The sequence below is a fragment of the Burkholderia mayonis genome, assembly GCF_001523745.2.
GTDB classification, from domain to species: domain Bacteria; phylum Pseudomonadota; class Gammaproteobacteria; order Burkholderiales; family Burkholderiaceae; genus Burkholderia; species Burkholderia mayonis.
In genome coordinates this window covers 329,937-355,979 of record NZ_CP013386.1, presented here as the reverse complement: position 1 = coordinate 355,979, position 26,043 = coordinate 329,937, and the positions used below count along the sequence as shown (strand labels likewise).

Annotated in this window: 25 protein-coding genes and 3 tRNA genes; all 28 read right to left on the bottom strand. The window is 61.5% G+C overall.

Features of this window, described 5'->3' with window-relative positions; translation table 11 throughout:
- Positions 1–120: 120 nt before the first annotated feature.
- The gene (rpsQ, locus tag WS70_RS01805) at positions 121–393 is read right to left on the bottom strand and encodes a 30S ribosomal protein S17 (protein WP_004201274.1); all 273 of its coding nucleotides are present in this window, start codon (positions 391–393) and stop codon (positions 121–123) included.
- Positions 390–584, bottom strand: a complete 195-nt coding sequence (rpmC, locus tag WS70_RS01800) for a 50S ribosomal protein L29 (RefSeq protein WP_004199856.1) — start codon at positions 582–584, stop codon at positions 390–392. Before rpmC ends, rpsQ begins: the two co-directional genes overlap by 4 nt.
- Positions 585–593: 9 nt before the next feature.
- Positions 594–1,010 carry a 50S ribosomal protein L16 gene (gene rplP / locus WS70_RS01795; RefSeq protein WP_006029288.1) on the bottom strand — a complete coding sequence of 139 codons (417 nt, stop codon included), beginning with the start codon at positions 1,008–1,010 and terminating at the stop codon, positions 594–596.
- A gap of 2 nt (positions 1,011–1,012) precedes the next feature.
- Positions 1,013–1,813 (bottom strand): 30S ribosomal protein S3, encoded by an 801-nt coding sequence (gene rpsC / locus WS70_RS01790; RefSeq protein ID WP_010106966.1) that lies wholly within the window; start codon positions 1,811–1,813, stop codon positions 1,013–1,015.
- Positions 1,814–1,824: 11 nt separating this feature from the next.
- Positions 1,825–2,154, bottom strand: a complete 330-nt coding sequence (rplV, locus tag WS70_RS01785; protein WP_004199272.1) for a 50S ribosomal protein L22 — start codon at positions 2,152–2,154, stop codon at positions 1,825–1,827.
- 12 nt (positions 2,155–2,166) lie between these two features.
- Positions 2,167–2,442, bottom strand: coding sequence for a 30S ribosomal protein S19 (gene rpsS, locus WS70_RS01780; RefSeq protein WP_004199273.1), 276 nt, complete (start codon positions 2,440–2,442; stop codon positions 2,167–2,169).
- 10 nt (positions 2,443–2,452) lie between these two features.
- Positions 2,453–3,280, bottom strand: coding sequence for a 50S ribosomal protein L2 (rplB, locus tag WS70_RS01775; protein ID WP_059472184.1), 828 nt, complete (start codon positions 3,278–3,280; stop codon positions 2,453–2,455).
- Between the two features lie 2 nt (positions 3,281–3,282).
- The gene (rplW, locus tag WS70_RS01770) at positions 3,283–3,597 is read right to left on the bottom strand and encodes a 50S ribosomal protein L23 (RefSeq protein ID WP_059472183.1); all 315 of its coding nucleotides are present in this window, start codon (positions 3,595–3,597) and stop codon (positions 3,283–3,285) included.
- Positions 3,594–4,214 carry a 50S ribosomal protein L4 gene (rplD, locus tag WS70_RS01765; RefSeq protein WP_006029285.1) on the bottom strand — a complete coding sequence of 207 codons (621 nt, stop codon included), beginning with the start codon at positions 4,212–4,214 and terminating at the stop codon, positions 3,594–3,596. The genes rplW and rplD overlap by 4 nt, the downstream gene beginning before the upstream one ends.
- On the bottom strand, positions 4,214–4,873 hold the full coding sequence (gene rplC, locus WS70_RS01760) for a 50S ribosomal protein L3 (protein WP_059472253.1): 660 nt from the start codon (positions 4,871–4,873) through the stop codon (positions 4,214–4,216). The genes rplD and rplC overlap by 1 nt, the downstream gene beginning before the upstream one ends.
- 187 nt (positions 4,874–5,060) lie before the next feature.
- Positions 5,061–5,372, bottom strand: a complete 312-nt coding sequence (rpsJ, locus tag WS70_RS01755) for a 30S ribosomal protein S10 (protein WP_004199280.1) — start codon at positions 5,370–5,372, stop codon at positions 5,061–5,063.
- Between the two features lie 132 nt (positions 5,373–5,504).
- A complete protein-coding gene (gene tuf / locus WS70_RS01750; RefSeq protein ID WP_038802782.1) occupies positions 5,505–6,695 on the bottom strand; it encodes an elongation factor Tu in 1,191 nt (396 codons plus the stop codon).
- 39 nt (positions 6,696–6,734) lie between these two features.
- On the bottom strand, positions 6,735–8,837 hold the full coding sequence (gene fusA / locus WS70_RS01745; RefSeq protein ID WP_059472181.1) for an elongation factor G: 2,103 nt from the start codon (positions 8,835–8,837) through the stop codon (positions 6,735–6,737).
- A gap of 121 nt (positions 8,838–8,958) precedes the next feature.
- Positions 8,959–9,429 carry a 30S ribosomal protein S7 gene (gene rpsG, locus WS70_RS01740; protein WP_004198359.1) on the bottom strand — a complete coding sequence of 157 codons (471 nt, stop codon included), beginning with the start codon at positions 9,427–9,429 and terminating at the stop codon, positions 8,959–8,961.
- Between the two features lie 170 nt (positions 9,430–9,599).
- Positions 9,600–9,980, bottom strand: a complete 381-nt coding sequence (rpsL, locus tag WS70_RS01735) for a 30S ribosomal protein S12 (protein WP_010106973.1) — start codon at positions 9,978–9,980, stop codon at positions 9,600–9,602.
- A 214-nt stretch (positions 9,981–10,194) separates the two neighbouring features.
- A complete protein-coding gene (gene recQ, locus WS70_RS01730; protein WP_059472180.1) occupies positions 10,195–12,042 on the bottom strand; it encodes a DNA helicase RecQ in 1,848 nt (615 codons plus the stop codon).
- Positions 12,043–12,233: 191 nt separating this feature from the next.
- Positions 12,234–16,472 (bottom strand): DNA-directed RNA polymerase subunit beta', encoded by a 4,239-nt coding sequence (gene rpoC, locus WS70_RS01725; RefSeq protein ID WP_059472179.1) that lies wholly within the window; start codon positions 16,470–16,472, stop codon positions 12,234–12,236.
- Between the two features lie 21 nt (positions 16,473–16,493).
- The gene (rpoB, locus tag WS70_RS01720; protein ID WP_059472178.1) at positions 16,494–20,600 is read right to left on the bottom strand and encodes a DNA-directed RNA polymerase subunit beta; all 4,107 of its coding nucleotides are present in this window, start codon (positions 20,598–20,600) and stop codon (positions 16,494–16,496) included.
- A 364-nt stretch (positions 20,601–20,964) separates the two neighbouring features.
- Positions 20,965–21,339 (bottom strand): 50S ribosomal protein L7/L12, encoded by a 375-nt coding sequence (gene rplL / locus WS70_RS01715; RefSeq protein ID WP_038754735.1) that lies wholly within the window; start codon positions 21,337–21,339, stop codon positions 20,965–20,967.
- A gap of 63 nt (positions 21,340–21,402) precedes the next feature.
- The gene (gene rplJ, locus WS70_RS01710; protein WP_059472177.1) at positions 21,403–21,900 is read right to left on the bottom strand and encodes a 50S ribosomal protein L10; all 498 of its coding nucleotides are present in this window, start codon (positions 21,898–21,900) and stop codon (positions 21,403–21,405) included.
- A gap of 297 nt (positions 21,901–22,197) precedes the next feature.
- Positions 22,198–22,896, bottom strand: a complete 699-nt coding sequence (rplA, locus tag WS70_RS01705; RefSeq protein ID WP_059472176.1) for a 50S ribosomal protein L1 — start codon at positions 22,894–22,896, stop codon at positions 22,198–22,200.
- Complete coding sequence (gene rplK, locus WS70_RS01700; protein WP_059472175.1) at positions 22,897–23,328, bottom strand: 50S ribosomal protein L11; 432 nt, start codon at positions 23,326–23,328, stop codon at positions 22,897–22,899.
- A gap of 146 nt (positions 23,329–23,474) precedes the next feature.
- On the bottom strand, positions 23,475–24,032 hold the full coding sequence (gene nusG, locus WS70_RS01695) for a transcription termination/antitermination protein NusG (protein WP_004525645.1): 558 nt from the start codon (positions 24,030–24,032) through the stop codon (positions 23,475–23,477).
- Position 24,033: 1 nt separating this feature from the next.
- Positions 24,034–24,414 (bottom strand): preprotein translocase subunit SecE, encoded by a 381-nt coding sequence (gene secE, locus WS70_RS01690; RefSeq protein WP_059472174.1) that lies wholly within the window; start codon positions 24,412–24,414, stop codon positions 24,034–24,036.
- Between the two features lie 43 nt (positions 24,415–24,457).
- Positions 24,458–24,533: transfer RNA gene (locus WS70_RS01685), tRNA-Trp, on the bottom strand.
- Positions 24,534–24,594: 61 nt separating this feature from the next.
- A complete protein-coding gene (gene tuf / locus WS70_RS01680; protein WP_038802783.1) occupies positions 24,595–25,785 on the bottom strand; it encodes an elongation factor Tu in 1,191 nt (396 codons plus the stop codon).
- Positions 25,786–25,848: 63 nt separating this feature from the next.
- Positions 25,849–25,923, bottom strand: a tRNA-Thr gene (locus WS70_RS01675).
- Between the two features lie 24 nt (positions 25,924–25,947).
- Positions 25,948–26,021, bottom strand: a tRNA-Gly gene (locus WS70_RS01670).
- Between the last annotated feature and the right edge of the window lie 22 nt (positions 26,022–26,043).

Below are 26,043 nucleotides of genomic sequence, written 5' to 3'. Positions count from 1 at the left end.
CGACGGGGCTCCCATAAAGAGGGAAGACCGGGATTATAACAAATAATCCCGGTCACGCAAGCAAAAACTTTGCGATTTCAAGCACTTCGTTGCCGAAGTGCCTTTACTGCCTGATCCCGCTTAGATCACGCGGGCTGCCTCGACGAGACGCGACACCGCCCAGGCCTTCGTCTTCGAAACAGGACGGGTTTCCTGGATTTCGACGAGATCGCCTTCGTTGTAGGTGTTCGCTTCATCGTGCGCGTGGTACTTCTTCGAACGCACGACATACTTGCCGTAGATCGGGTGCTTGACGCGGTGCTCGACCAGCACGGTGACGGTCTTGTCCATCTTGTTGCTGACGACCTTACCGACGAGCGTCCGCTTCAGCGAGGTTTTCACGCTATCGTTCATTTCTGGTTCGCCTTCTGAGTCAGGACGGTCCGCACACGTGCGATGTCGCGACGAACCTTCTTCAGCTGGCTCGTGTTCGTGAGCTGCTGGGTCGCGAGTTGCATGCGCAGGCCGAATTGCGCCTTCAACAGGTCCGACAGCTCCTTGTTGAGCGCGGCCTGATCTTTCTGGAGAAGTTCGGAAGCCTTCATGTTTTCTCCTTAGGCGCCGAGCTGACGCACGATGAACGTCGTCTTCAGCGGCAGCTTCGCTGCGGCCAGACGGAACGCTTCACGTGCCAGTTCTTCGGTTACGCCATCCATTTCGTACAGCATCTTGCCCGGCTGAATCTCGGCGACGTAGTACTCAGGGTTACCCTTACCGTTACCCATCCGCACTTCGGCCGGCTTCTGAGAAATCGGCTTGTCCGGGAAGATGCGAATCCAGATGCGGCCGCCACGCTTGATGTGACGCGTCATTGCACGACGCGCCGCCTCGATCTGACGCGCGGTCAAACGGCCGCGACCGACAGCCTTCAGGCCGAACTCACCGAACGACACGGCGTTGCCGCGCGTGGCGATACCGGTGTTACGCCCCTTCTGCTCTTTGCGATACTTCCTGCGTTTCGGTTGCAGCATCGTTATTCTCCAGTCTTGCCGTCTTCCGGCTTGCCGGCGCCACGGCGCGGTGCGCCACGGCGAGCACCCGGAGCACCGCCTTCGCCGTCACGGCGCGGGCGACGGTCGCCCGGACGCGCATTGCGACGCGGACGCTTGTCTTCGGCTACTTCTTCCACCACCGGCGCGTCGTTGCGGCCGAGCGTATCGCCCTTGTACACCCACACCTTGACGCCGATGACGCCGTACGTCGTCTTCGCTTCCGACGTCGCGTAGTCGATGTCGGCGCGCAGCGTATGCAGCGGCACGCGGCCTTCGCGGTACCATTCGGTACGGGCGATTTCGATGCCGTTCAGACGACCGGCGCTCATGATCTTGATGCCTTGGGCGCCAAGACGCATCGCGTTCTGCATCGCACGCTTCATCGCGCGGCGAAACATGATCCGGCGCTCGAGCTGTTGCGTGATCGAATCGGCGATCAGCTGCGCATCGGTTTCCGGCTTGCGGATTTCTTCGATGTTGACGTGAACCGGAACACCCATGCGGCGCTGCAGTTCCGTCTTCAGCAGTTCGATATCCTCGCCCTTCTTACCGATGACGACACCCGGACGCGAGCTGAAAATCGTGATGCGCGCGTTCTTTGCCGGACGCTCGATGACGACGCGACCGACCGAAGCGTTCTTCAGCTTCTTCTTCAGGTATTCACGAACACCGATGTCTTCCTGCAACATCGCCGCGAAATTGTTGTTGTTCGCGTACCAGCGCGACGCCCAATTGCGGCTGACGGCCAAACGGAAGCCAGTCGGATGAATTTTCTGTCCCATCGTATGACCCCTTAATTCCCGACCGTCACAGTGATGTGACAGGATTGCTTCTCAATGCGGTTGCCGCGGCCCTTGGCGCGCGCGGTGAAACGCTTGAGCGATGCCGCCTTGTCGACATAGATGCTCTTGATCTTGAGCTCGTCGATATCGGCGCCTTCGTTGTGCTCCGCATTCGCGATCGCCGACAGCACGACCTTCTTCACGATGCCAGCCGCCTTCTTCGGCGAGAACGTCAGAACGTTCAGCGCCTTGTCGACCGGCAAACCGCGGATCTGGTCAGCCACAAGGCGCGTCTTCTGCGCCGAGATGCGGGCACCGCGATGAATTGCTTTCACTTCCATCTTGATAGCCCCTTATTTCTTGGCCTTCTTGTCGGCCGCATGACCCTTGAACGTACGGGTCAGTGCGAACTCGCCAAGCTTGTGGCCGACCATGTTTTCCGAGATGTACACCGGAACGTGTTGACGGCCGTTGTGCACGGCGATCGTCAGACCGATGAAGTCCGGAAGGATCGTCGAACGACGCGACCAGGTCTTGATCGGCTTCTTGTCGCGCGAAGCTGCAGCCGCCTCAACTTTCTTCAGCAAATGGGCGTCGCAGAACGGACCTTTTTTAACAGAACGTGCCATTGCCTACTCCTTAACGCTTGTGACGGCGCTGGACGATCATCGTCGTCGTGCGCTTGTTGCGACGCGTACGGAAGCCCTTCGCCGGCGTGCCCCACGGGCTCACCGGGTCGCGACCCGCTGCAGTCTTGCCTTCGCCACCACCGTGCGGGTGGTCGACCGGGTTCATTGCAACGCCACGGACCGTCGGGCGGATACCGCGCCAGCGATTTGCACCGGCCTTGCCGATCTGGCGCAGGCTGTGCTCTTCGTTGCCGACTTCACCGATCGTCGCGCGGCACTCGATGTGCACGCGGCGGATTTCGCCCGAACGCAGACGAACCTGCGCGTACAGGCCTTCGCGAGCCAGCAGCATCGCCGACGTACCGGCCGAACGCGCCATCTGCGCGCCCTTGCCCGGCAGCATTTCGATGCAGTGGATCGTCGTACCGACCGGAATGTTGCGGATCGGCAGCGTGTTGCCTGCACGAATCGGCGCTTCCGAACCCGACATCAGCTGCTGGCCGACCGTCACGCCCTTCGGCGCGATGATGTAACGGCGTTCGCCGTCGGCGTACAGCACCAGCGCGATGTTCGCGCTGCGGTTCGGGTCGTACTCGAGACGCTCGACCTTCGCCGGGATGCCGTCCTTCGTGCGACGGAAATCGATCACGCGGTAGTGCTGCTTGTGACCACCACCCTGGTGACGCGTCGTGATGCGGCCGTTGTTGTTGCGGCCAGCCTTGGAGCTCTGCGTGTCGAGCAGCGCTGCGTGCGGCTTACCCTTGTGCAGATCCTTGTTGACCACCTTGACCATCGCGCGGCGACCCGGCGAAGTCGGCTTAACTTTCACGATTGCCATGATTACTTGGCCTCCGCTTCAAAGTTGATTTCCTGGCCGGGCTTCAGGCACACGTATGCCTTCTTCACGTCCTTGCGGCGGCCCATCGAGCGGCCGAAGCGCTTGTGCTTGCCCTTCTGAACCAGCACGTTGACCGAATCAACTTCAACCTTGAACAGCAGCTCGACAGCCGCCTTCACTTCCTGCTTCGTGGCATCCGGTGCGACTTCGAACACGACTTGCTCGTTCTTGTCGGCAACCAGCGTCGCCTTTTCGGAGATCACCGGTGCGAGCAGGACCTGCATCAAACGATGATCGTTCTTGCGAATCTCGCTCATGACAGCAACTCCTCGATCTGGGCGACCGCAGCCTTCGTGACCAGCACTTTCTTGAAGTAGATCAGCGACAGCGGGTCAGCGTAGCGCGGCTCGACAACTGCCACGTGCGGCAGGTTGCGCGACGCGAGGTACAGGTTTTCGTCGACCGTGTCGGTGATGACCAGCACGGATTCGAGACCCATGGCCTTGAACTTGTCGGCCAGCAGCTTGGTCTTCGGCGCCTCGAGAACGATGTCCTCGACGACCGACAGACGGCCTTCGCGAGCCAGCTGCGAGAAGATCGAGCAGAGACCTGCGCGATGCATCTTCTTGTTGACCTTGTGCGAGAAGTTTTCGTCGGGCGAGTTCGGGAAGATCCGGCCGCCGCCACGCCACAGCGGGCTCGACGACATACCGGCACGAGCACGGCCCGTACCCTTCTGGCGCCACGGCTTCTTGGTCGTGTGCTTGACTTGCTCGCGATCCTTCTGGGCGCGGTTGCCCTGGCGAGCATTCGCCTGGTAAGCAACGACGACCTGGTGGATCAGCGCCTCGTTGTAGTCACGGCCGAACACGACGTCCGACGCGTTGACCACCGCACCTTCCTGACCATTCGAATTCAGGAGCTTGAGTTCCATTATTTCGCCCCCTTCACGGCACGCGTCTTCACGGCCGGCGTCACGAAAACCTTGCCGCCCTTCGCACCCGGAACTGCACCCTTGACGAGCAGCAGCTTGCGGTCGGCGTCGATGCGAGCGATTTCGAGGTTCTGAACCGTCACCGTCTCGTCACCCATGTGACCCGTCATGCGCTTGCCCGGGAACACACGACCCGGATCCTGCGCCATGCCGATCGAGCCCGGCACATTGTGCGAGCGCGAGTTACCGTGCGACGCACGGCCGGAACCGAAGTTGTAACGCTTGATCGTGCCGGCGTAGCCCTTACCGATCGACACGCCTTGCACGTCGACCTTCTGACCCACTTCGAACAGATCCGGACCGACGATGGAACCATTCGACAGCTCGGCTGCCTTGGCCGCATCGATGCGGAATTCCTTGAGGATTTCACCGGCTTCGACACCGGCTTTGGCGAGATGACCTGCCAGCGGCTTCGTCACGCGCGATGCGCGGCGGGAGCCGAATGCAACCTGCACGGCCGTGTAGCCGTCGGTTTCAACAGTCTTGATCTGCGTCACGCGGTTGTCCGACACGTCGAGCACGGTGACGGGAATCGAATCCCCTTCAGCCGTGAAGATACGGGTCATGCCAACCTTGCGACCTACGAGTCCAAGGCTCATCGTTTTCTCCATTCCCGACTGCGATTGGTCGGGGCTAATTTACAAAACGCCGTGACCCAGGGAGGCCCCAGGTCGCCAGCTTTTTACGCAAATACGCGAAAAGCCTTGCATTATAGCGAGGCCCCTCGTTTTCCGCAAGCAATCAATGACTTAGCGCGACCCGGCAAGCCGGGCGGCGCTGGAAGCCTTATTGCAGCTTGATTTCCACGTCGACGCCAGCCGGCAGGTCGAGCTTCATCAGCGCGTCGACCGTCTTGTCGGTCGGGTCGACGATGTCCATCAGGCGCTGGTGGGTGCGGATTTCAAGCTGGTCGCGCGACGTCTTGTTGACGTGCGGCGAACGGAGGATATCGAAGCGCTGGATACGCGTCGGCAGCGGCACGGGGCCACGGACGATCGCGCCGGTCCGCTTTGCCGTGTCGACGATCTCGGCAGCCGACTGATCAATCAGACGATAGTCGAAAGCCTTCAGGCGAATGCGGATTTTTTGCTGCTGCATGGCGATTCCTTCAAAAGAGCGAGGCGATATTGCACCGCCGGATCACAAAAAGAACGTAGGACCGGGCATCCGCGGAGAGCGGGCGCCCGGCCTCGGGCGCTGAATATTACTACAAACTGCGGATCGTCGATATTACTCGATGATCTTGGCGACGACGCCGGCGCCGACGGTACGGCCACCTTCGCGGATCGCGAAGCGCAGACCTTCTTCCATCGCGATCGGCGCAATCAGCTTCACCGTGATCGACACGTTGTCGCCCGGCATCACCATTTCCTTGTCCTTCGGCAGCTCGATCGAGCCCGTCACGTCCGTCGTACGGAAGTAGAACTGCGGGCGGTAGTTGTTGAAGAACGGCGTGTGACGACCACCTTCGTCCTTCGACAGCACGTACACTTCAGCCGTGAAGTGCGTGTGCGGCGTGATCGAACCCGGCTTCGCCAGAACCTGGCCGCGCTCCACGTCTTCACGCTTCGTGCCGCGCAGCAGGATACCGACGTTGTCGCCTGCCTGACCCTGGTCCAGCAGCTTGCGGAACATTTCCACGCCCGTGCAGGTCGTCTTCACCGTCGGCTTGATACCGACGATTTCGATTTCCTCACCAACCTTGATCACGCCGCGCTCGACACGACCCGTCACCACCGTACCGCGGCCCGAGATCGAGAACACGTCTTCCACCGGCATCAGGAACGCACCATCGACCGCGCGCTCCGGCGTCGGGATGTACGTGTCCAGCGCGTCCGCCAGGTTCATGATCGCCACTTCGCCCAGCTCGCCCGTGTCGCCTTCCAGCGCCAGCTTCGCCGAACCCTTGATGATCGGCGTGTCGTCGCCCGGGAAGTCGTACTTCGACAGCAGTTCGCGCACTTCCATCTCGACCAGCTCGAGCAGTTCCGCGTCGTCCACCATGTCGCACTTGTTCAGGAACACGATGATGTACGGAACGCCAACCTGACGCGCCAGCAGAATGTGCTCACGCGTTTGCGGCATCGGGCCGTCTGCCGCCGAGCACACCAGGATCGCGCCGTCCATCTGCGCCGCGCCCGTGATCATGTTCTTCACGTAGTCAGCGTGGCCCGGGCAGTCGACGTGCGCGTAGTGGCGGTTCGCCGTCTCGTATTCCACGTGCGCCGTGTTGATCGTGATGCCGCGCGCCTTTTCTTCCGGCGCCGCGTCGATCTGGTCGTATGCCTTCGCTTCGCCGCCGAACTTCTTCGTCAGCACCGTCGTGATCGCCGCCGTCAGCGTCGTCTTGCCGTGGTCAACGTGACCAATCGTACCAACGTTCACGTGCGGCTTGGTCCGCTCGAATTTGCCTTTTGCCATGACTCTCTTCTTTCAAAAATAATCAGTTGTATTGTCGAGTTACTTCGACTTGGCGCTGATGATCGCATCAGCAACGTTCTTCGGAGCTTCAGCGTAGTGCTTGAACTCCATCGTGTACGTTGCACGACCTTGCGTCAGCGAACGCAGCGACGTCGAGTAGCCGAACATTTCCGACAGCGGCACTTCGGCGCGAACGATCTTGCCGCCGCCGACCATGTCATCCATGCCCTGAATGATGCCGCGACGACCCGACAGATCGCCCATCACGTTGCCCATGAAATCTTCAGGCGTCTCGACTTCCACAGCCATCATCGGCTCGAGCAGAACCGGATCGGCGCGGCGCATTGCTTCCTTGAACGCCATCGAACCAGCCATGCGGAACGCATTTTCGTTCGAGTCGACGTCGTGGTACGAGCCGAAAGTCAGCGTGACCTTGACGTCCACCACCGGGAAGCCTGCCATCACACCGCTCTTCAGGGTTTCCTGAATACCCTTGTCGACCGAAGGAATGAATTCGCGAGGAATCACACCGCCCTTGATCGCATCAACGAATTCATAACCCTTGCCTTGCTCGCTGCGCTCAAGCGTAATCACCGCATGGCCATACTGACCACGGCCGCCCGACTGCTTGACGAACTTGCCTTCCACATCCGCGGCCGACTTGCGAATGGTTTCGCGATATGCCACCTGTGGCTTGCCGACCGTCGCTTCCACGCCGAACTCACGCTTCATCCGGTCAACCAGGATTTCGAGGTGGAGCTCGCCCATGCCCGAAATGATCGTTTGACCGGATTCTTCGTCGGTCTGCACGCGGAACGATGGATCTTCCTGAGCGAGACGGTTGAGCGCCAGGCCCATCTTTTCCTGGTCAGCCTTCGTCTTCGGCTCGACTGCCTGCGAAATCACCGGCTCCGGGAAAATCATGCGTTCGAGCACGATCGGATGTGCCGGATCGCACAGCGTGTCGCCCGTCGTCGCTTCCTTCAGGCCGACCGCCGCGGCGATGTCGCCGGCGCGCACTTCCTTGATTTCTTCGCGCTGGTTCGCGTGCATCTGCAGAATACGGCCGAGACGTTCCTTCTTGTCCTTGGTCGCGTTGAGCAGCGTATCGCCCGAATTCACCACACCCGAATACACGCGGAAGAAGATCAGTTGCCCGACGAACGGGTCGGTCATGATCTTGAACGCGAGCGCCGAGAATTTCTCGTCGTCGGCAGCGCGGCGTTCCGTCTTCTCGCCATTTTCGAGTTCGCCCGTAACCGGCGGAATATCGACCGGCGACGGCAGGAAGTCGATCACGGCGTCGAGCATACGCTGCACGCCCTTGTTCTTGAACGCGGTACCGCACAGCATCGGCTGGATTTCGCAAGCGATCGTGCGATCTCGCAGGCCCTTGACGATTTCCGCCTCGGCCAGCTCGCCCGCCTCGAGATACTTGTTCATCAAGTCTTCGCTCGATTCGGCCGCTGCTTCAACCATCTTCTCGCGCCACTCGTTGCACGTATCGGCGAGTTCAGCCGGGATGTCGACGTAGTCGAACTTCGTGCCTTGGGACGCCTCGTCCCAAATGATCGCCTTCATCTTGATGAGGTCGACGACGCCCTTGAAGGTTTCTTCCGCGCCGATCGGCACCACCACCGGCACCGGGTTCGCCTTCAGACGCGTCTTCAGTTGGTCGTAGACCTTGAAGAAGTTCGCGCCGGTACGGTCCATCTTGTTGACGAACGCAAGACGCGGCACCTTGTACTTGTTCGCCTGGCGCCACACCGTTTCCGACTGCGGCTGCACGCCGCCCACTGCGCAGTAGACCATGCACGCACCGTCGAGGACGCGCATCGAGCGCTCCACTTCGATCGTGAAGTCGACGTGCCCCGGGGTGTCGATGATGTTGATGCGGTGTTCCGGATAGTTGCCGCCCATGCCCTTCCAGAAGGCGGTGGTCGCAGCGGACGTGATCGTGATGCCACGCTCCTGTTCCTGCTCCATCCAGTCCATCGTTGCAGCGCCGTCGTGAACTTCACCGATCTTGTGGTTCACACCGGTGTAAAACAGAATGCGCTCGGTCGTCGTCGTTTTGCCGGCGTCGATGTGAGCGCTAATACCGATGTTGCGGTAGCGCTCGATAGGAGTCTTACGAGCCACTTTGATCCTCTATTGGTTGGCGCGATGCGACCCTTGTCGCAGCACACCTCAACACAAACGGGCGAGGCGCTCGAAAAGCGCACCCGCCCGGAATTTTTCCGCTAACAGCCCAGCCTGGCGCTTAGAAACGGAAGTGCGAGAACGCCCGGTTGGCTTCCGCCATCCGGTGAACTTCGTCGCGCTTCTTCATCGCGCCGCCGCGGCCTTCAGCCGCTTCGGAGAGCTCACCGGCCAGACGCAGCGCCATCGACTTCTCGCTACGCTTCTTCGCAGCCTCGCGCAACCAGCGCATCGCCAATGCCATACGACGCGACGGGCGCACTTCGACCGGAACCTGATAGTTGGCACCACCAACGCGACGGCTCTTCACTTCGACGACCGGCTTCACGTTGTTGAGCGCAACCGTGAACACTTCCAGCGGGTCCTTGCCACCCTTGGTCTGGATTTGTTCGAATGCGCCATAAACGATGCGTTCAGCGACCGACTTCTTGCCGGACAACATCAGCATGTTCATGAACTTGGCTACATCTACGTTGCCGTACTTCGGATCCGGCAACACTTCCCGCTTGGGGACTTCGCGACGACGCGGCATGTTTCTTCCTTTACCTGTTCAGTTGGAGCTCGAAAGCCCCGCGGTCACCAACTAACCCGATCTCATCTGCTCGACTAACCAGCTTGGCCGGGTGACCACTTACTCGACAGCACCGGCAATCCGGCACCACCGCCTTAACCGCCCGGAGGCGATCTCCATTCAGAGGCAGCTTACTTCGCAGCCTTCGCACGCTTCGCGCCGTACTTCGAGCGAGCTTGCTTACGGTCCTTGACGCCCTGCGTATCCAGCGAGCCGCGAACCATGTGGTAACGCACACCCGGCAAGTCCTTCACACGGCCGCCGCGGATCAGCACAACCGAGTGTTCCTGCAGGTTGTGGCCTTCACCGCCGATGTACGAAATCACTTCGAAGCCGTTCGTCAGACGAACCTTGGCGACCTTACGGAGTGCCGAGTTCGGCTTCTTCGGCGTCGTCGTGTACACACGGGTGCACACGCCGCGACGCTGGGGGCAGTCCTGCAAGGCCGGGCTCTTGCTCTTCGTCGTTTCCGACGTGCGGCCTTTGCGAACCAGTTGATTGATGGTTGGCATTGTTTATTCCTGAAATTGACCAAAAACGACACGTCGGCCTCGGGCAAAGCGAAATCCGACGTGCGTGACACTCCGGAACGCGTATGCGACCCAGGGCTAGCGCCCAGGAATCAACCCACCGAGAACCGGAACCCGGCATGATATTCCGAAAATCCCAAGTGAGTCAACAGCTTGCGTGATTTTTGGTGCCAGATGCGGGCGCCGGCGACGCGCGTCAGGCCGCTTCGACGACCTCGAGGATCTCATCGCCGAAGCGGTCGAGCTTGCGCGCGCCGATCCCCGGAATATGGCGCAGATCGTCGATCGACTCCGGCGCGTTGCGGGCGATCTCCGCGAGCGTCGCGTCGTGGAAGATCACGTACGCGGGCACGCCGTCGCTCTTCGCGGTTTCCGCCCGCCACGCGCGCAACCGCTCCCAGCACGCGCGCTCGCGCGGATTCATGCCGGCCGTCGGATCGACGCGTGCGCCGCTGCGGCCCGACGACTGGCGGGTGCGCGCCGGCTTCACGTAGCGACGCAGCGTGACCTTCTCCTCGCCCTTCAGCACCGGCTTGCTCGCCTCGGTCAGCACGAGCGCGCCAAAGCCGCCGTGATCGACGGCGAGGTAGCCGAACGCGACGAGCTGCCGGAAGATCGCGCGCCATTCGGGCTCGGACAGCTCCGCGCCGATGCCGAACGTGCTGAGATTCTCGTGGCCGCGCTGCAGCACCTTCTCGTTGCGCGCGCCGCGCAGCACTTCGATCAGGTGGCTCGCGCCGAAATTGAAGCCGCTCGCGCGCTGCGCCCGAAACACGCACGACAGCGCCATCCGCGCCTCGCGCGTCGCGTCCCACGTCGCCGGCGGCTCCAGACAGGTGTCGCAGTTGCCGCACGGCGCGCTCGTCTCGCCGAAATACGCGAGCAGCCGGACGCGGCGGCACGACGCCGTCTCGCACAGCCCGAGCAACGCATCGAGCTTCGACGTCTGGACGCGCTTGTGCGTGTCGTCGGCGTCCGACTCGTCGATCATCTTGCGCTGCTGGACCACGTCGCCGAGCCCGTACGCCATCCACGCGTTGGCGGGCATGCCGTCGCGACCCGCTCGGCCCGTCTCCTGATAGTAGCCTTCGACGCTCTTCGGCAAATCGAGGTGCGCGACGAAGCGCACGTCCGGCTTGTCGATGCCCATCCCGAACGCGATCGTCGCGCACATGACGACGCCTTCTTCGCGCTGGAACATTTCCTGGTGCCTCTGGCGGATTTCGAATTCCATCCCCGCGTGATACGGCAGCGCGCGAACCCCTTGCGCCTTCAGCCACTCGGCCGTCTCCTCGACCTTGCGGCGCGACAGGCAGTAGACGACGCCCGCGTCGGTCGTGCCGTCCGCATTCGTGTGCTCTGCCCGGATAAAGTCGAGCAGCTGCGCGCGCGCGTTGTCCTTCTCGACGATCCGGTAGCGAATGTTCGGCCGATCGAAGCTCGATACGAAAATCCGCGCGTCGTCGAGCGCGAGCCGCTGGACGATCTCGTCGCGTGTGATCGCGTCGGCGGTCGCCGTCAGCGCGATCCGCGGGACGTCCGGGAAGCGCTCGTGCAGCACCGACAGCTGGATGTATTCGGGCCGGAAATCGTGCCCCCACTGCGACACGCAGTGCGCCTCGTCGATTGCGAAGAGGCCGATGCGGGCGCGCTCGATCAGATCGAGGAAGCGCGGCGTCATGAGCCGCTCGGGCGCGACGTAGAGCAGATCGATGTCGCCGTCGCGCAGCGCGCGCTCGGTCGCGGCCGCCTCGGCGCCGGAGAGCGTCGAATTCAGATACGCAGCGCGCACGCCGACTTCGGACAGCGCGGCGACCTGGTCCTGCATCAGCGCGATCAGCGGCGACACGACGATGCCGGCGCCGCGACCCGCCTCGCTGCGCACGAGCGCCGGAATTTGATAACAGAGCGACTTGCCCCCGCCCGTCGGCATCAGCACGAGACAGTCGCCGCCCGCCGCGACGTGCTCGACGATCTCGCCCTGTTGACCTCGGAAGGCGGGATAGCCAAAGACTTCGTTGAGAATTTCGAGCGCGCGGGACATGGATCGAATGGAGGACAGCGAAAAGAGCCGGTGGGCGGAATTTTACCAACGTCCCCGCAATGAAAGGGGAACGGCGTTCGCACGTTGTCCGTTCGGCGGACTCGCCGCCGAACGGTTCGCAAAAAAAAACCGCCCGGTCGAAACCGGGCGGCTTCATCAGCAGACTGGCAAAGCGGCTCGCGCCGCTTCACTTACTCCGCCGGATGCTGCGGCTCTTCGGCAGGCGCTGCCGGCGTGCCGAACTCGAACGCCTCTTCCGCTGCGATCTGGTCGAAACGCTCGCGATCCGACAGTTCCTTCGCCTTGCGCGCCTTGTGGAACGCGAGGCCCGTACCCGCCGGAATCAGACGACCGACGATCACGTTTTCCTTCAGGCCACGCAGATCGTCGCGCTTGCCCATGATCGCGGCTTCGGTCAGCACGCGGGTCGTTTCCTGGAACGATGCCGCGGAGATGAACGAGTCGGTCGACAACGACGCCTTCGTGATACCCAGCAGGATGTTGTCGTACGTCGCCGGACGCTTGTCCTCGGCGATCATGCGATCGTTCTCGTCCAGCATGTCCGAACGCTCGACCTGCTCGCCAGGGATGAAACGCGTATCGCCGTTGTCGACGATCTGCACGCGGCGCAACATCTGACGTACGATCACTTCGATGTGCTTGTCGTTGATCTTCACGCCCTGCAGACGGTACACGTCCTGCACTTCATCGACGATGTAGCGCGACAGCGCCTCGATACCCTGCAGACGCAGGATGTCGTGCGGATCGGCCGGGCCGTCCACGATCATTTCGCCCTTGTTGACGACCTGAGCATCGTGGACCAGCACCTGCTTTTCCTTCGCAATCAGGAACTCGTGCTGGTTGCCCTCGAGATCCGTGATGACGAGACGCTGCTTGCCCTTCGTGTCCTTGCCGAACGACGTCGTACCGGTGACTTCCGCGAGAATGCCCGCATCCTTCGGCGAACGCGCTTCAAACAGCTCGGCGACTCGCGGCAGACCGCCGGTAATGTCACGCGTCTTCTGCGCTTCGGTCGGGATACGCGCGAGCACCTCACCCACCTGCACCTGCTGACCGTCCTTCACGGTGATCAGCGCGCCGACCTGGAAGCCGATCTGCACCGCGTGCTCCGTGCCCGGGATCTTCACTTCTTCGCCGTTCGCGTCGAGCAGCTTCACCTGCGGACGCACGCTCTTCGAAGCTTGCGAACCGCGGCGCTTCACGTCGATCACGACGAGGGTCGACAGGCCGGTCACGTCGTCGATCTGCTTCGCGACCGTCACGCCTTCCTCGACGTTCTCGAATTTCACCGTACCGCCGTACTCGGTGATGATCGGACGCGTCAGCGGATCCCACGTGGCCAACTGCGTACCCGCCTTGATCTGCGCGCCGTCGAGCTGCAGCAGCGTCGCGCCGTACGGCACCTTGTGGCGTTCGCGCTCGCGGCCGATATCGTCCGTGATCATCGCCTCGCCCGAACGCGAGATGACGATCTGCTCGCCCTTCGCGTTCGTGACGTAACGCATCGTCGCCGTGAAGCGCACGGTACCGTTGCTCTTCGCTTCGACCGACGAAGCCACTGCCGCACGCGATGCCGCACCGCCGATGTGGAACGTACGCATCGTCAGCTGCGTGCCCGGCTCACCGATCGACTGCGCCGCGATCACGCCGACCGCTTCGCCGACGTTCACGAGCGAGCCGCGGCCGAGGTCGCGGCCGTAGCACGACGCGCACAGACCGTAGCGCGTTTCGCAGGTCAGCGCCGTGCGCACGCGCACTTCGTCGATGCCGAGGCGCTCGATCTCTTCGACCGCCGTTTCGTCGAGCAGCGTGCCGGATTCGTACAGGGTTTCCTGCGTTTCCGGATTCACGACGTCCGCCACCGCGACGCGGCCGAGGATACGGTCGCGCAGCGCTTCGACGACTTCACCGCCTTCGACGAGCGCCTTCATCGCGACGCCGTTGGACGTACCGCAATCGTCCTCGACGACGACGAGATCCTGCGTCACGTCGACGAGACGACGGGTCAGGTAACCCGAGTTCGCCGTCTTCAGCGCCGTATCAGCCAGACCCTTACGTGCACCGTGGGTCGAGATGAAGTACTGCAACACGTTCAGGCCTTCACGGAAGTTCGCGGTAATCGGCGTCTCGATAATCGAGCCGTCCGGCTTCGCCATCAGGCCGCGCATACCGGCCAGCTGACGAATCTGCACCGCCGAACCCCGGGCGCCCGAGTCGGCCATCATGTAGATCGAGTTGAACGATTCCTGACGCGTTTCGTTGCCGTCGCGGTCCGTCACCGGCTCCGTCGACAGCTGCTCCATCATCGCCTTGCCGACCGCTTCCGACGTCGCCGACCAGATGTCGACCACGTTGTTGTAGCGTTCCTGCGCGGTGACGAGACCCGACATGTACTGGCGGTCGTACTCCTTCACCTTCTTCGCGGCGTCGCCGACGATCGTTTCCTTCTGCGGCGGCACGAGCATGTCGTCGACGCAAATCGAGATGCCGGCGCGCGTCGCGAGACGGAAGCCCGACTGCATCAGCTGGTCGGCAAACACCACCGTCGCGCGCAGACCGCACTTGCGGAACGCGGTGTTGATGAGGCGCGAGATTTCCTTCTTCTTCAGCGGCTTGTTCAGCACCGAGAACGGCAGGCCGGCCGGCAGGATTTCCGACAGGATCGCGCGGCCGACGGTCGTCGCGTACAGTGAGATCTTCGGCACGAACTGCGGCGCGCCTTCCGACGTGTCCTCGTTGCGGACCATTTCGGTGATCCGCACGTTCACGCGCGATGCGAGCTCGACTTCCTTGTTCTCGTACGCGCGGAGCACTTCCGACACGCCGGTGAACGTCAGGCCTTCGCCCTTCGCATTGATCGCTTCGCGGGTCGCGTAGTACAGACCCAGCACGATATCCTGCGACGGCACGATCGACGGATCGCCGTTCGCCGGGAACAGCACGTTGTTCGACGCGAGCATCAGCGTGCGCGCTTCCATCTGCGCTTCGAGCGACAGCGGCACGTGAACGGCCATCTGGTCACCGTCGAAGTCGGCGTTGAACGCCGCGCAGACGAGCGGGTGCAGCTGGATCGCCTTGCCTTCGATCAGCACAGGCTCGAACGCCTGGATGCCGAGACGGTGCAGCGTCGGCGCGCGGTTCAGCATCACCGGGTGCTCGCGGATCACCTCTTCGAGGATGTCCCACACGACTGCCGTCTGGTTCTCGACTTCCTTCTTCGCGGCCTTGATGGTCGTCGCGACGCCCATCACTTCCAGCTTGTTGAAGATGAACGGCTTGAACAGCTCGAGCGCCATCAGCTTCGGCAGACCGCACTGGTGCAGCTTCAGCGTCGGGCCGACCACGATGACCGAACGGCCCGAGTAGTCGACGCGCTTGCCCAGCAGGTTCTGACGGAAGCGGCCGCCCTTGCCCTTGATCATGTCCGCGAGCGACTTCAGCGGACGCTTGTTCGCGCCCGTCATCGCCTTGCCGCGGCGGCCGTTGTCGAGCAGCGAGTCGACGGCTTCCTGCAGCATCCGCTTTTCGTTGCGGACGATGATTTCCGGCGCCTTCAGCTCGAGCAGACGCTTCAACCGGTTGTTACGGTTGATCACGCGGCGATACAGGTCGTTCAGGTCCGACGTCGCGAAACGGCCGCCGTCCAGCGGCACGAGCGGACGCAGTTCCGGCGGCAGCACCGGCAGCACTTCGAGGATCATCCACTCGGGCTTGATGCCCGAGCGCTGGAACGCCTCGAGGACCTTCAGGCGCTTCGCGTACTTCTTGATCTTCGCTTCCGAGCCGGTGTTCTTCAGCTCGGTGCGCAGCGTCTCGACCTGCTCGTCGATGTTGATCGCGCGCAACAGTTCACGCACGCCTTCCGCGCCCATCTCGGCGCGGAATTCGTCACCGTATTCCTCGACCTTGTTGTAGTAATCCTCTTCGGTCATGATCTGACGCGCCTTCAGCGGCGTCATGCCCGGATCGATCACCACGTATGCTTCGAAGTACAGCACACGCTCGATGTCGCGCAGCGTCATGTCGAGCACCATGCCCAGGCGCGACGGCAGCGACTTCAGGAACCAGATGTGCGCGACCGGCGAGGCCAGCTCGATGTGGCCCATCCGTTCACGACGCACCTTCGCGAGCGTTACTTCGACGCCGCACTTCTCGCAGATCACGCCGCGGTGCTTCAGGCGCTTGTACTTGCCGCACAAGCACTCGTAGTCCTTGATCGGGCCGAAGATCTTCGCGCAGAACAGACCATCGCGCTCCGGCTTGAACGTACGGTAGTTGATCGTTTCGGGCTTCTTCACTTCGCCGAACGACCACGAACGGATCTTGTCCGGCGAAGCCAGACCGATCTTGATCGCGTCGAAAACTTCTTCCTGTTGGACTTGCTTGAATAGATCGAGCAGAGCTTTCATTGCCTTCTCTCCGTAGTCCGATTAATTGCGGTCGAGATCGATGTCGATACCGAGCGAGCGGATTTCCTTCACGAGCACGTTGAAGGATTCCGGCATGCCTGCATCGATCACGTGATCGCCCTTGACCAGGTTCTCATAAACCTTGGTCCGGCCGGTCACGTCGTCCGACTTCACCGTCAGCATTTCCTGCAGCACGTACGATGCGCCATACGCTTCGAGCGCCCACACTTCCATTTCACCGAAACGCTGGCCGCCGAATTGCGCCTTGCCGCCCAGCGGCTGCTGCGTGACGAGCGAGTACGGGCCCGTCGAACGCGCGTGCATCTTGTCGTCGACCAAGTGGTGCAGCTTCAGGTAGTGCATGTAACCGAGCGTCACGCGACGCTCAAACATCTCGCCCGTGCGACCGTCGTACAGACGAACCTGGTTCTTCGACGGGTTCATACCGAGCTGTTCGGCGATGTCGTCCGGGAATGCCAGGTCGAGCATCTTCGACATTTCTTCTTCGGTCGCACCGTCGAACACCGGTGTCGCGAACGGCACGCCTTCGCGCAGGTTCTTCGCCAGTTCGAGGATCTCGTCGTCGCTGAAGCTTTCCAGATCTTCCGCGCGGCCCGACTCGTTGTAGATCTTCGTCAGGAACACGCGCAGTTCCTCGATCTTCGTCTGACGCGCCAGCATTTCGCCGATACGCCAGCCGAGGCCTTTCGCGGCCCAGCCGAGGTGCACTTCCAGAACCTGACCCACGTTCATCCGCGACGGCACGCCGAGCGGGTTCAGCACGACATCTGCCGGACGACCGTCGGCCATGTACGGCATGTCTTCGATCGGAACGATCTTCGACACGACACCCTTGTTACCGTGACGGCCTGCCATCTTGTCGCCGGGCTGCAGACGGCGCTTCACCGCGAGATACACCTTGACCATCTTCAGCACGCCCGGCGGCAGTTCGTCGCCTTGCGTGAGCTTCTTGCGCTTCTCTTCGAACGCGAGGTCGAACTGGTGACGCTTCTCTTCGATCGAGTTCTTGATCGCTTCGAGCTGCGCGGCCGCTTCGTCGTCCGCGAGGCGGATGTCGAACCAATGGTAGTGGTCGAGATCTTCCAGGTAAGCCTGGTCGATCTTCGTGCCCTTCGCGAGCTTCTTCGGACCGCCGTTCGCGACCTTGCCGACGAGCATGCGCGCGAGACGCTGGAACGCGTCGCCTTCCACGATGCGCAACTGATCGTTCAGGTCGAGACGATAGCGCTTCAGTTCATCGTCGATGATCTGCTGCGCACGCTTGTCGCGCTGGATGCCTTCACGCGTGAAGACCTGGACGTCGATCACGGTGCCGCTCATGCCCGACGGCACGCGCAGCGACGTGTCCTTCACGTCCGACGCCTTCTCGCCGAAGATCGCGCGCAACAGCTTCTCTTCCGGCGTGAGCTGGGTTTCGCCCTTCGGCGTCACCTTGCCGACCAGCACGTCGCCCGCTTCGACTTCCGCACCGATGTAGACGATGCCCGATTCGTCGAGACGGCCGAGCTGGACTTCCGCCAGGTTCGAGATGTCGCGCGTGATTTCTTCCGGCCCGAGCTTCGTGTCGCGTGCAACGACGTTCAGCTCTTCGATGTGGATCGACGTGTAGCGATCGTCGGCCACGACCTTCTCCGAGATCAGGATCGAATCCTCGAAGTTGTAGCCGTTCCACGGCATGAACGCGATCAGCATGTTCTGGCCGAGCGCGAGCTCGCCCAGATCCGTCGATGCGCCGTCGGCCAGCACGTCGCCGCGCGCAACCTTGTCGCCCATCTTCACGATCGGACGCTGATTGATGTTCGTGTTCTGGTTCGAACGCGTGTACTTGATCAGGTTGTAGATGTCGACGCCGACTTCACCCGCAACCGCTTCGTCGTCGTTCACGCGAATCACGATACGGCCCGCGTCCACATAATCGACGACGCCGCCGCGCAGCGCCTGCACCGTCGTACCCGAGTCGACCGCCACAGTACGCTCGATGCCGGTACCGACGACGGGCTTCTCGGGACGCAGACACGGCACGGCCTGACGCTGCATGTTCGAGCCCATCAGTGCGCGGTTCGCGTCATCGTGCTCGAGGAACGGAATCAGCGAAGCCGCAACCGACACGATCTGCGACGGCGCCACGTCCATATACTGGATGCGATCCGGCGTGACCATCATCGTTTCGCCGGCTTCGCGCGACGACACCAGTTCGTCGACCAGCTGACCGTTGTCGTCGATCGCCGCGTTCGCCTGCGCGATCATGTAGCGGCCTTCTTCGATCGCCGACAGATAGTCGATCTGATCGGTCACCTTGCTGTCGGCGACCTTGCGGTACGGCGTCTCGAGGAAGCCATACTCGTTCAGGTGCGCGTACAGGGCGAGCGAGTTGATGAGGCCGATGTTCGGACCTTCCGGCGTTTCGATCGGGCACACGCGGCCATAGTGGGTCGGGTGCACGTCGCGGACTTCGAAGCCCGCGCGCTCGCGCGTCAGACCGCCCGGACCCAGTGCGGAAACGCGGCGCTTATGCGTGATTTCCGACAGCGGGTTGGTCTGGTCCATGAACTGCGACAGCTGCGACGAACCGAAGAACTCGCGGATCGCCGACGAGATCGGCTTCGAGTTGATCAGGTCGTGCGGCATCAGGTTTTCGCTTTCGGCCTGGCCGAGGCGTTCCTTGACCGCGCGCTCGACGCGCACGAGACCCGCGCGAAACTGGTTCTCCGCCAGTTCGCCGACGCAGCGCACGCGACGGTTGCCGAGGTGGTCGATGTCGTCGACTTCGCCCTTGCCGTTGCGCAGTTCGACGAGGATCTTGATCGTCGCGAGGATGTCGTCGTCCTGCAGCGTCATCGGGCCAGTGATTTCGTCACGGCCGACGCGGCGGTTGAACTTCATGCGGCCGACCTTCGACAGGTCGTATGCGTCTTCGCTGTAGAACAGACGATTGAATAGCGCCTCGACGGCTTCTTCCGTCGGCGGCTCGCCCGGACGCATCATCCGGTAGATCGCGATGCGCGCGGCCGTCTTGTCGACGGTTTCGTCGACGCGCAGCGTCGACGAGATGTACGGACCCTGGTCCAGATCGTTTGTGTAGAGCGTCTGGATTTCCTTGATCTTCGCTTCGCGCAGCTTCTCGAGCACGCCTTCCGTGATCTCGTCGTTCGCGTTCGCGATCACTTCGCCCGTGTCGCCATCGACGACGTTCTTCGCCAGCACGCGGCCGAGCAGATAGTCTTCGGGCACCGAGATGTACTTGGTCTTCGCGGCTTCGAGATCGCGAATGTGCTTCGCGTTGATCCGCTTGTCCTTCTGGACGATGACCTTGCCTTCGCGATCGGTGATGTCGAAGCGCGCGACTTCGCCGCGCAGGCGCTCGGGCACGAACTCCATCTGCGCGCCTTCGTCCATCAGCGTGAAGTTGTCGAAGACGAAGAAGTTCGCGAGGATCTGTTCCGGCGTGAGGCCGATCGCCTTCAGCAGGATCGTGACCGGCATCTTGCGACGACGGTCGACGCGGAAGTACAGCACGTCCTTCGGATCGAATTCGAAGTCGAGCCAAGAGCCGCGGTACGGAATGATCCGCGCGGAGAACAGCAGCTTGCCCGAGCTGTGCGTCTTGCCCTTGTCGTGTTCGAAGAACACGCCGGGCGAACGGTGCAGCTGCGACACGATCACGCGCTCGGTGCCGTTGATGACGAACGAGCCGGTCGGCGTCATGAGCGGAATTTCGCCCATGTACACTTCCTGTTCCTTGACTTCCTTGACGACGGGCTTGCTCGGCGACTCCTTGTCGAGGAGCACGAGGCGCACCTTCGCGCGCAGCGCCGAGCAATAAGTCAGGCCGCGCTGCTGGCATTCCTTGATGTTGAACGCCGGCGACGATAACGCATAGCTCACGAACTCGAGACGAGCGAAGCCGTTATGCGAGACGATGGGAAACACCGACGTGAAGGCGGCCTGCAACCCTTCGGACTTGCGTTGCGCTGTGAGCACATCGGCTTGCAGAAATGTGCTGAATGATTCAAGCTGGGTGGCCAGCAGGAAAGGCACTTGGTGAACGATGGAACGCTTCGCGAAACTCTTGCGAATGCGCTTCTTCTCGGTGAAGGAATATTGCATACGATCTCCGAATCACGACGGGCGCTATCGAGGCGGGATACCTTGACGTGTCAAACCCGAGTGTTCACCGACTGAGACCCGATGGCCGTCCGACGGCACGAGCCGAGAAGCTTGGTGGTTGGCCGCTACCAACCGCTGGCTGACGGCAGCGGATGCCTGTGTTGCCCGCTGCCCGACCAAACTTGCCTTCTGCAGTCGCTTCAGAAGACAAAGAAAATCGCCGATCGATGGTGGATGGGCGTTTTTCTTTGGCTTCTAGGGGTGCTCGTCCGACTCTCTTCAAAGAGTGTCAAAACACCGCTCCCACAAAGCACAAAAAGGCCGGCGGTGAAAAACCGCCAGCCTTCGCACAGCGCGTCGAAACTTACTTGATTTCGACCTTCGCGCCAGCTTCTTCCAGCTTCTTCTTCGCATCGTCAGCAGCGGCCTTGTCCACGCCTTCCTTGACGGGCTTCGGTGCGCCGTCGACGAGGTCCTTCGCTTCCTTCAGGCCCAGGCCCGTGAGTTCGCGAACGGCCTTGATGACGGAAACCTTGTTGGCGCCGGTTTCAGCCAGAACGACCGTGAATTCGGTCTTCTCTTCAGCAGCAGCAGCAGCGCCGCCGGCGGCCGGGCCAGCAACTGCGACAGCAGCAGCCGACACGCCAAACTTCTCTTCGAACGCCTTGACCAGCTCGTTCAGTTCCAGAACGGTCATCCCTTCGACTGCTGCCAGGATGTCTTCTTTTGCGATTGCCATTTGAAATACTCCTAAATTGAATTCGGATACAGCCAGCGATCTGTTGTGCCCGGATGCGTCCGCTTATGCAGCTTCGGCCTGCTTCTTCTCCGCCAGCGCAGCCAGAGCGCGCGCAAAGCCGGAAACAGGCGCCTGCATGACGAACAGCAGCTTCGAGAGCAGTTCTTCGCGGCTCGGGATGCTGGCCAGCGCTTGCACGCCGGCCTTGTCCATCACCTTGCCATCGAACGAACCGGCCTTGATGACCAACTTGTCATTGCTCTTGCTGAAGTCGTTGACGATCTTCGCAGCAGCAATGGCATCTTCCGAGATGCCGTAGATCAGGGGGCCAGTCATCTGCTCCGCCAGCGGAGCAAACGGCGTACCTTCGACGGCGCGGCGCGCCAGCGTGTTCTTCAACACGCGCAGGTAAACCTGTTGCTCGCGCGCTTTCGCGCGCAGCGTGGTCAGATCGCCAACCGTAATCCCACGATACTCAGCCAGCACAACGGTCTGGGCCTTCGCAACTTGCGCGGCGACCTCAGCAACGACGGCTTGCTTGTCTTCTCTATTAAGCGGCACGGTTAGCCTCCAGAATCGATACGCTCCGCATGACGCGTCGCGTACCTCGTTCAACAACGGCGTCCGACTCGTTAGGAGTATTTCCGCCGAAGATCGTCGATCGCTCGTCGACCTTCCGCTTCACCACTGCAAAACATTTTCGGGTTCGCCATCTGCGTTGGCTTGCATTAAGGGATCGCCCGGCTGCAGCTTTCCCACCAACGGTCTTTGATAACCGGCCGTCCGACGATGCTGCATCGAACGACCGCCCAAAGCCCTTTTGAGCCGCTTCTCGCGGAAGCGGCCCGAATACTTCGCTTACTGCGCGGCCAGCGAGCCCTGGTCGACGCGAACGCCGATGCCCATCGTGCTCGACAGCGCGATCTTGCGCAGGTACACGCCCTTGCTCGTCGCCGGCTTCGCCTTCTGCAGCGCTTCGATCAGCGCCGACAGGTTCGTGCGCAGCGCGGTCGGCTCGAATGATGCACGGCCGATCGTTGCGTGGATGATGCCCGCCTTGTCGACACGGAATTGCACCTGGCCTGCCTTCGCATTCTTCACTGCGGTCGCGACGTCCGGCGTGACCGTACCGACCTTCGGGTTCGGCATCAAGCCGCGCGGACCGAGGATCTGACCCAGCGTACCGACGATACGCATCGTGTCCGGCGAAGCAATCACGATGTCGAAGTCCATTTGACCGGCCTTGATCTGCTCAGCCAAATCTTCCATACCGACCACTTCGGCGCCTGCAGCGCGCGCTTGCTCGGCTTTCTCGCCTTGCGCGAACACGGCGACACGGACCGACTTGCCGGTACCGGCCGGCAGCACGACCGAACCACGAACGACCTGGTCCGACTTCTTCGCATCAATGCCGAGCTGAACCGCGACGTCGATCGACTCGTTGAACTTCGCGCTCGCGCATTCCTTCACGAGAGCCAAAGCCTCGTCGATCGCGTACAACTTCTGACGGTCGACCTTAGCGGCAAATGCCTGACGGCGCTTCGAGATCTTGGCCATTTACACGCCCTCCACAGTGATGCCCATCGAGCGTGCGCTACCAGCGATGGTGCGAACGGCCGCGTCGAGATCAGCTGCCGTAAGATCCGGCATCTTGGTCTTGGCGATTTCTTCCGCTTGCGCGCGGGTGATCTTGCCGACCTTGTCGGTGTGGGGCTTGCTCGAACCCTTGTCGACCTTCGCCGCCTTTTTGATCAGGACCGTCGCGGGCGGGGTCTTCATCACGAACGTGAAGCTCTTGTCCGCGTATGCCGTGATGACGACCGGCACCGGCAGGCCCGGCTCCATGCCTTGAGTCTGAGCGTTGAACGCCTTGCAGAACTCCATGATGTTCAGGCCGCGCTGGCCCAGTGCCGGACCGACCGGCGGCGACGGGTTGGCTTTACCTGCAGGGATCTGCAGCTTGATAAAGCCGATAATCTTCTTTGCCATTTGAAAACCTCGTTGGAACGCATGAAAGCGCCCGGTGAGTGATAACGCGGGTTCGTCCTGCGACTACTTGCGCTCCTCAACGACCATTAGCGCGGGCCGTAAGCGCGAAGGTGGGCAGCTCCCAGAGCTGCCCACCTGAAATTTGCTCAAACCTTTTCGACCTGGCCAAACTCCAATTCAACCGGCGTTGCGCGACCGAAAATGGTGACCGACACGCGAACTCTCGATTTTTCGTAGTTCACTTCTTCGACCGTGCCGTTGAAGTCCGTGAACGGACCTTCCTTCACGCGCACCATCTCGCCGACTTCGAACAGGGTCTTCGGGCGTGGCTTCTCCACGCCTTCCTGCATCTGCGACATGATCTTTTCGACTTCCCGCGGGGAAATCGGACTCGGGCGATTGCGCGCCCCACCGACGAAACCGGTGACCTTCGCGGTGTTTTTCACGAGGTGCCACGTTTCGTCCGTCATTTCCATTTCCACCAGCACGTAGCCGGGGAAGAAACGACGCTCGGTCACCGCCTTGTGACCGCCTTTGACCTCAACCACTTCCTCGGTCGGAACCAAGATCTGGCCGAACTTGTCCTGCATGCCGGCACGCTCGATGCGCTCTTGAAGCGCACGTTGCACGCTCTTCTCCATACCGGAGTAGGCGTGCACGACGTACCAACGTTTTCCGCTCGGGGATGCCGGAGTATCGCTCATATCATTTCCAACCCAGAATCACCGAGAAAATCACCCATTCGATGGATTTATCGCTTATCCAAAGAAGGAGAGCCATGACCAGCACAAAACCGAAAACGACAAGCGTGGTTTGCGTGGCTTCCTTGCGCGTGGGCCAAACGACTTTACGCACTTCGCGATACGAATCCTTCGCAAAAGCAACGAAGCTCTTGCCCGGAAGCGATATCAACGCAACGCCCACACCGGCGATCACCCCCACTGCCAGAGCAGCGCCGCGGATATACCACTCCTTGCCATCCAGCAAGAAGAAGCCCGCGAATCCGGCCAAGACCAACAATACACCCAGGGCCAGCATCAGCTTATCGCCGGAGGTATTTACAGTTTCGACGGAAGGATTCGCCATAACACTCTTAAAACAAACGCCACGCAAAAGAACGTGGCTTATGTGGCAGGGGCAGAGGGAATCGAACCCCCAACCTTCGGTTTTGGAGACCGACGCTCTGCCAGTTGAGCTATACCCCTAGACCATGTTGGGACCGGCTGACACCGCCCCCCCCAAACTGTCGATCAACAAGTAACTGGCTTACTCGATGATCTTGGCGACGACGCCGGCGCCGACGGTACGGCCACCTTCGCGGATCGCGAAGCGCAGACCTTCTTCCATCGCGATCGGCGCAATCAGCTTCACCGTGATCGACACGTTGTCGCCCGGCATCACCATTTCCTTGTCCTTCGGCAGCTCGATCGAGCCCGTCACGTCCGTCGTACGGAAGTAGAACTGCGGGCGGTAGTTGTTGAAGAACGGCGTGTGACGACCACCTTCGTCCTTCGACAGCACGTACACTTCAGCCGTGAAGTGCGTGTGCGGCGTGATCGAACCCGGCTTCGCCAGAACCTGGCCGCGCTCCACGTCTTCACGCTTCGTGCCGCGCAGCAGGATACCGACGTTGTCGCCTGCCTGACCCTGGTCCAGCAGCTTGCGGAACATTTCCACGCCCGTGCAGGTCGTCTTCACCGTCGGCTTGATACCGACGATTTCGATTTCCTCACCAACCTTGATCACGCCGCGCTCGACACGACCCGTCACCACCGTACCGCGGCCCGAGATCGAGAACACGTCTTCCACCGGCATCAGGAACGCACCATCGACCGCGCGCTCCGGCGTCGGGATGTACGTGTCCAGCGCGTCCGCCAGGTTCATGATCGCCACTTCGCCCAGCTCGCCCGTGTCGCCTTCCAGCGCCAGCTTCGCCGAACCCTTGATGATCGGCGTGTCGTCGCCCGGGAAGTCGTACTTCGACAGCAGTTCGCGCACTTCCATCTCGACCAGCTCGAGCAGTTCCGCGTCGTCCACCATGTCGCACTTGTTCAGGAACACGATGATGTACGGAACGCCAACCTGACGCGCCAGCAGAATGTGCTCACGCGTTTGCGGCATCGGGCCGTCTGCCGCCGAGCACACCAGGATCGCGCCGTCCATCTGCGCCGCGCCCGTGATCATGTTCTTCACGTAGTCAGCGTGGCCCGGGCAGTCGACGTGCGCGTAGTGGCGGTTCGCCGTCTCGTATTCCACGTGCGCCGTGTTGATCGTGATGCCGCGCGCCTTTTCTTCCGGCGCCGCGTCGATCTGGTCGTATGCCTTCGCTTCGCCGCCGAACTTCTTCGTCAGCACCGTCGTGATCGCCGCCGTCAGCGTCGTCTTGCCGTGGTCAACGTGACCAATCGTACCAACGTTCACGTGCGGCTTGGTCCGCTCAAACTTTTCCTTGGCCATTTTCAACTCCCGAAAGGAATTTCACATGTTGCGCCGCGCGCAAACAGACACCGACTACTTCACTGGTGCCCATGGGCAGGATCGAACTGCCGACCTCTCCCTTACCAAGGGAGTGCTCTACCACTGAGCCACATGGGCGCTTTACGCTTCAACTGCTTGAACTGGAGCGGGTGAAGGGAATCGAACCCTCGTCGTAAGCTTGGAAGGCTTCTGCTCTACCATTGAGCTACACCCGCAAGGATCAGCAACGATTCCCTA

Bases quoted from the DNA above. Each gene is read 5' to 3' on its own strand.
- rplA (WP_059472176.1), bottom strand. From the start codon at position 22,896: ATGGCCAAGATCTCGAAGCGCCGTCAGGCATTTGCCGCTAAGGTCGAC.
- rplW (WP_059472183.1), bottom strand. From the start codon at position 3,597: ATGAGCGAGATTCGCAAGAACGATCATCGTTTGATGCAGGTCCTGCTC.
- nusG (WP_004525645.1), bottom strand. From the start codon at position 24,032: ATGAGCGATACTCCGGCATCCCCGAGCGGAAAACGTTGGTACGTCGTG.
- rpsL (WP_010106973.1), bottom strand. From the start codon at position 9,980: ATGCCAACCATCAATCAACTGGTTCGCAAAGGCCGCACGTCGGAAACG.
- rplD (WP_006029285.1), bottom strand. From the start codon at position 4,214: ATGGAACTCAAGCTCCTGAATTCGAATGGTCAGGAAGGTGCGGTGGTC.
- rplK (WP_059472175.1), bottom strand. From the start codon at position 23,328: ATGGCAAAGAAGATTATCGGCTTTATCAAGCTGCAGATCCCTGCAGGT.
- rplP (WP_006029288.1), bottom strand. From the start codon at position 1,010: ATGCTGCAACCGAAACGCAGGAAGTATCGCAAAGAGCAGAAGGGGCGT.
- tuf (WP_038802783.1), bottom strand. From the start codon at position 25,785: ATGGCCAAGGAAAAGTTTGAGCGGACCAAGCCGCACGTGAACGTTGGT.
- rpoB (WP_059472178.1), bottom strand. From the start codon at position 20,600: ATGCAATATTCCTTCACCGAGAAGAAGCGCATTCGCAAGAGTTTCGCG.
- recQ (WP_059472180.1), bottom strand. From the start codon at position 12,042: ATGTCCCGCGCGCTCGAAATTCTCAACGAAGTCTTTGGCTATCCCGCC.
- rpmC (WP_004199856.1), bottom strand. From the start codon at position 584: ATGAAGGCTTCCGAACTTCTCCAGAAAGATCAGGCCGCGCTCAACAAG.
- secE (WP_059472174.1), bottom strand. From the start codon at position 24,414: ATGGCGAATCCTTCCGTCGAAACTGTAAATACCTCCGGCGATAAGCTG.
- rpsS (WP_004199273.1), bottom strand. From the start codon at position 2,442: ATGGCACGTTCTGTTAAAAAAGGTCCGTTCTGCGACGCCCATTTGCTG.
- rplV (WP_004199272.1), bottom strand. From the start codon at position 2,154: ATGGAAGTGAAAGCAATTCATCGCGGTGCCCGCATCTCGGCGCAGAAG.
- rpoC (WP_059472179.1), bottom strand. From the start codon at position 16,472: ATGAAAGCTCTGCTCGATCTATTCAAGCAAGTCCAACAGGAAGAAGTT.
- rplC (WP_059472253.1), bottom strand. From the start codon at position 4,873: ATGAGCCTTGGACTCGTAGGTCGCAAGGTTGGCATGACCCGTATCTTC.
- rpsQ (WP_004201274.1), bottom strand. From the start codon at position 393: ATGAACGATAGCGTGAAAACCTCGCTGAAGCGGACGCTCGTCGGTAAG.
- rplB (WP_059472184.1), bottom strand. From the start codon at position 3,280: ATGGCAATCGTGAAAGTTAAGCCGACTTCGCCGGGTCGCCGCGCGATG.
- rpsC (WP_010106966.1), bottom strand. From the start codon at position 1,813: ATGGGACAGAAAATTCATCCGACTGGCTTCCGTTTGGCCGTCAGCCGC.
- rpsG (WP_004198359.1), bottom strand. From the start codon at position 9,429: ATGCCGCGTCGTCGCGAAGTCCCCAAGCGGGAAGTGTTGCCGGATCCG.
- tuf (WP_038802782.1), bottom strand. From the start codon at position 6,695: ATGGCAAAAGGCAAATTCGAGCGGACCAAGCCGCACGTGAACGTTGGT.
- rpsJ (WP_004199280.1), bottom strand. From the start codon at position 5,372: ATGCAGCAGCAAAAAATCCGCATTCGCCTGAAGGCTTTCGACTATCGT.
- rplL (WP_038754735.1), bottom strand. From the start codon at position 21,339: ATGGCAATCGCAAAAGAAGACATCCTGGCAGCAGTCGAAGGGATGACC.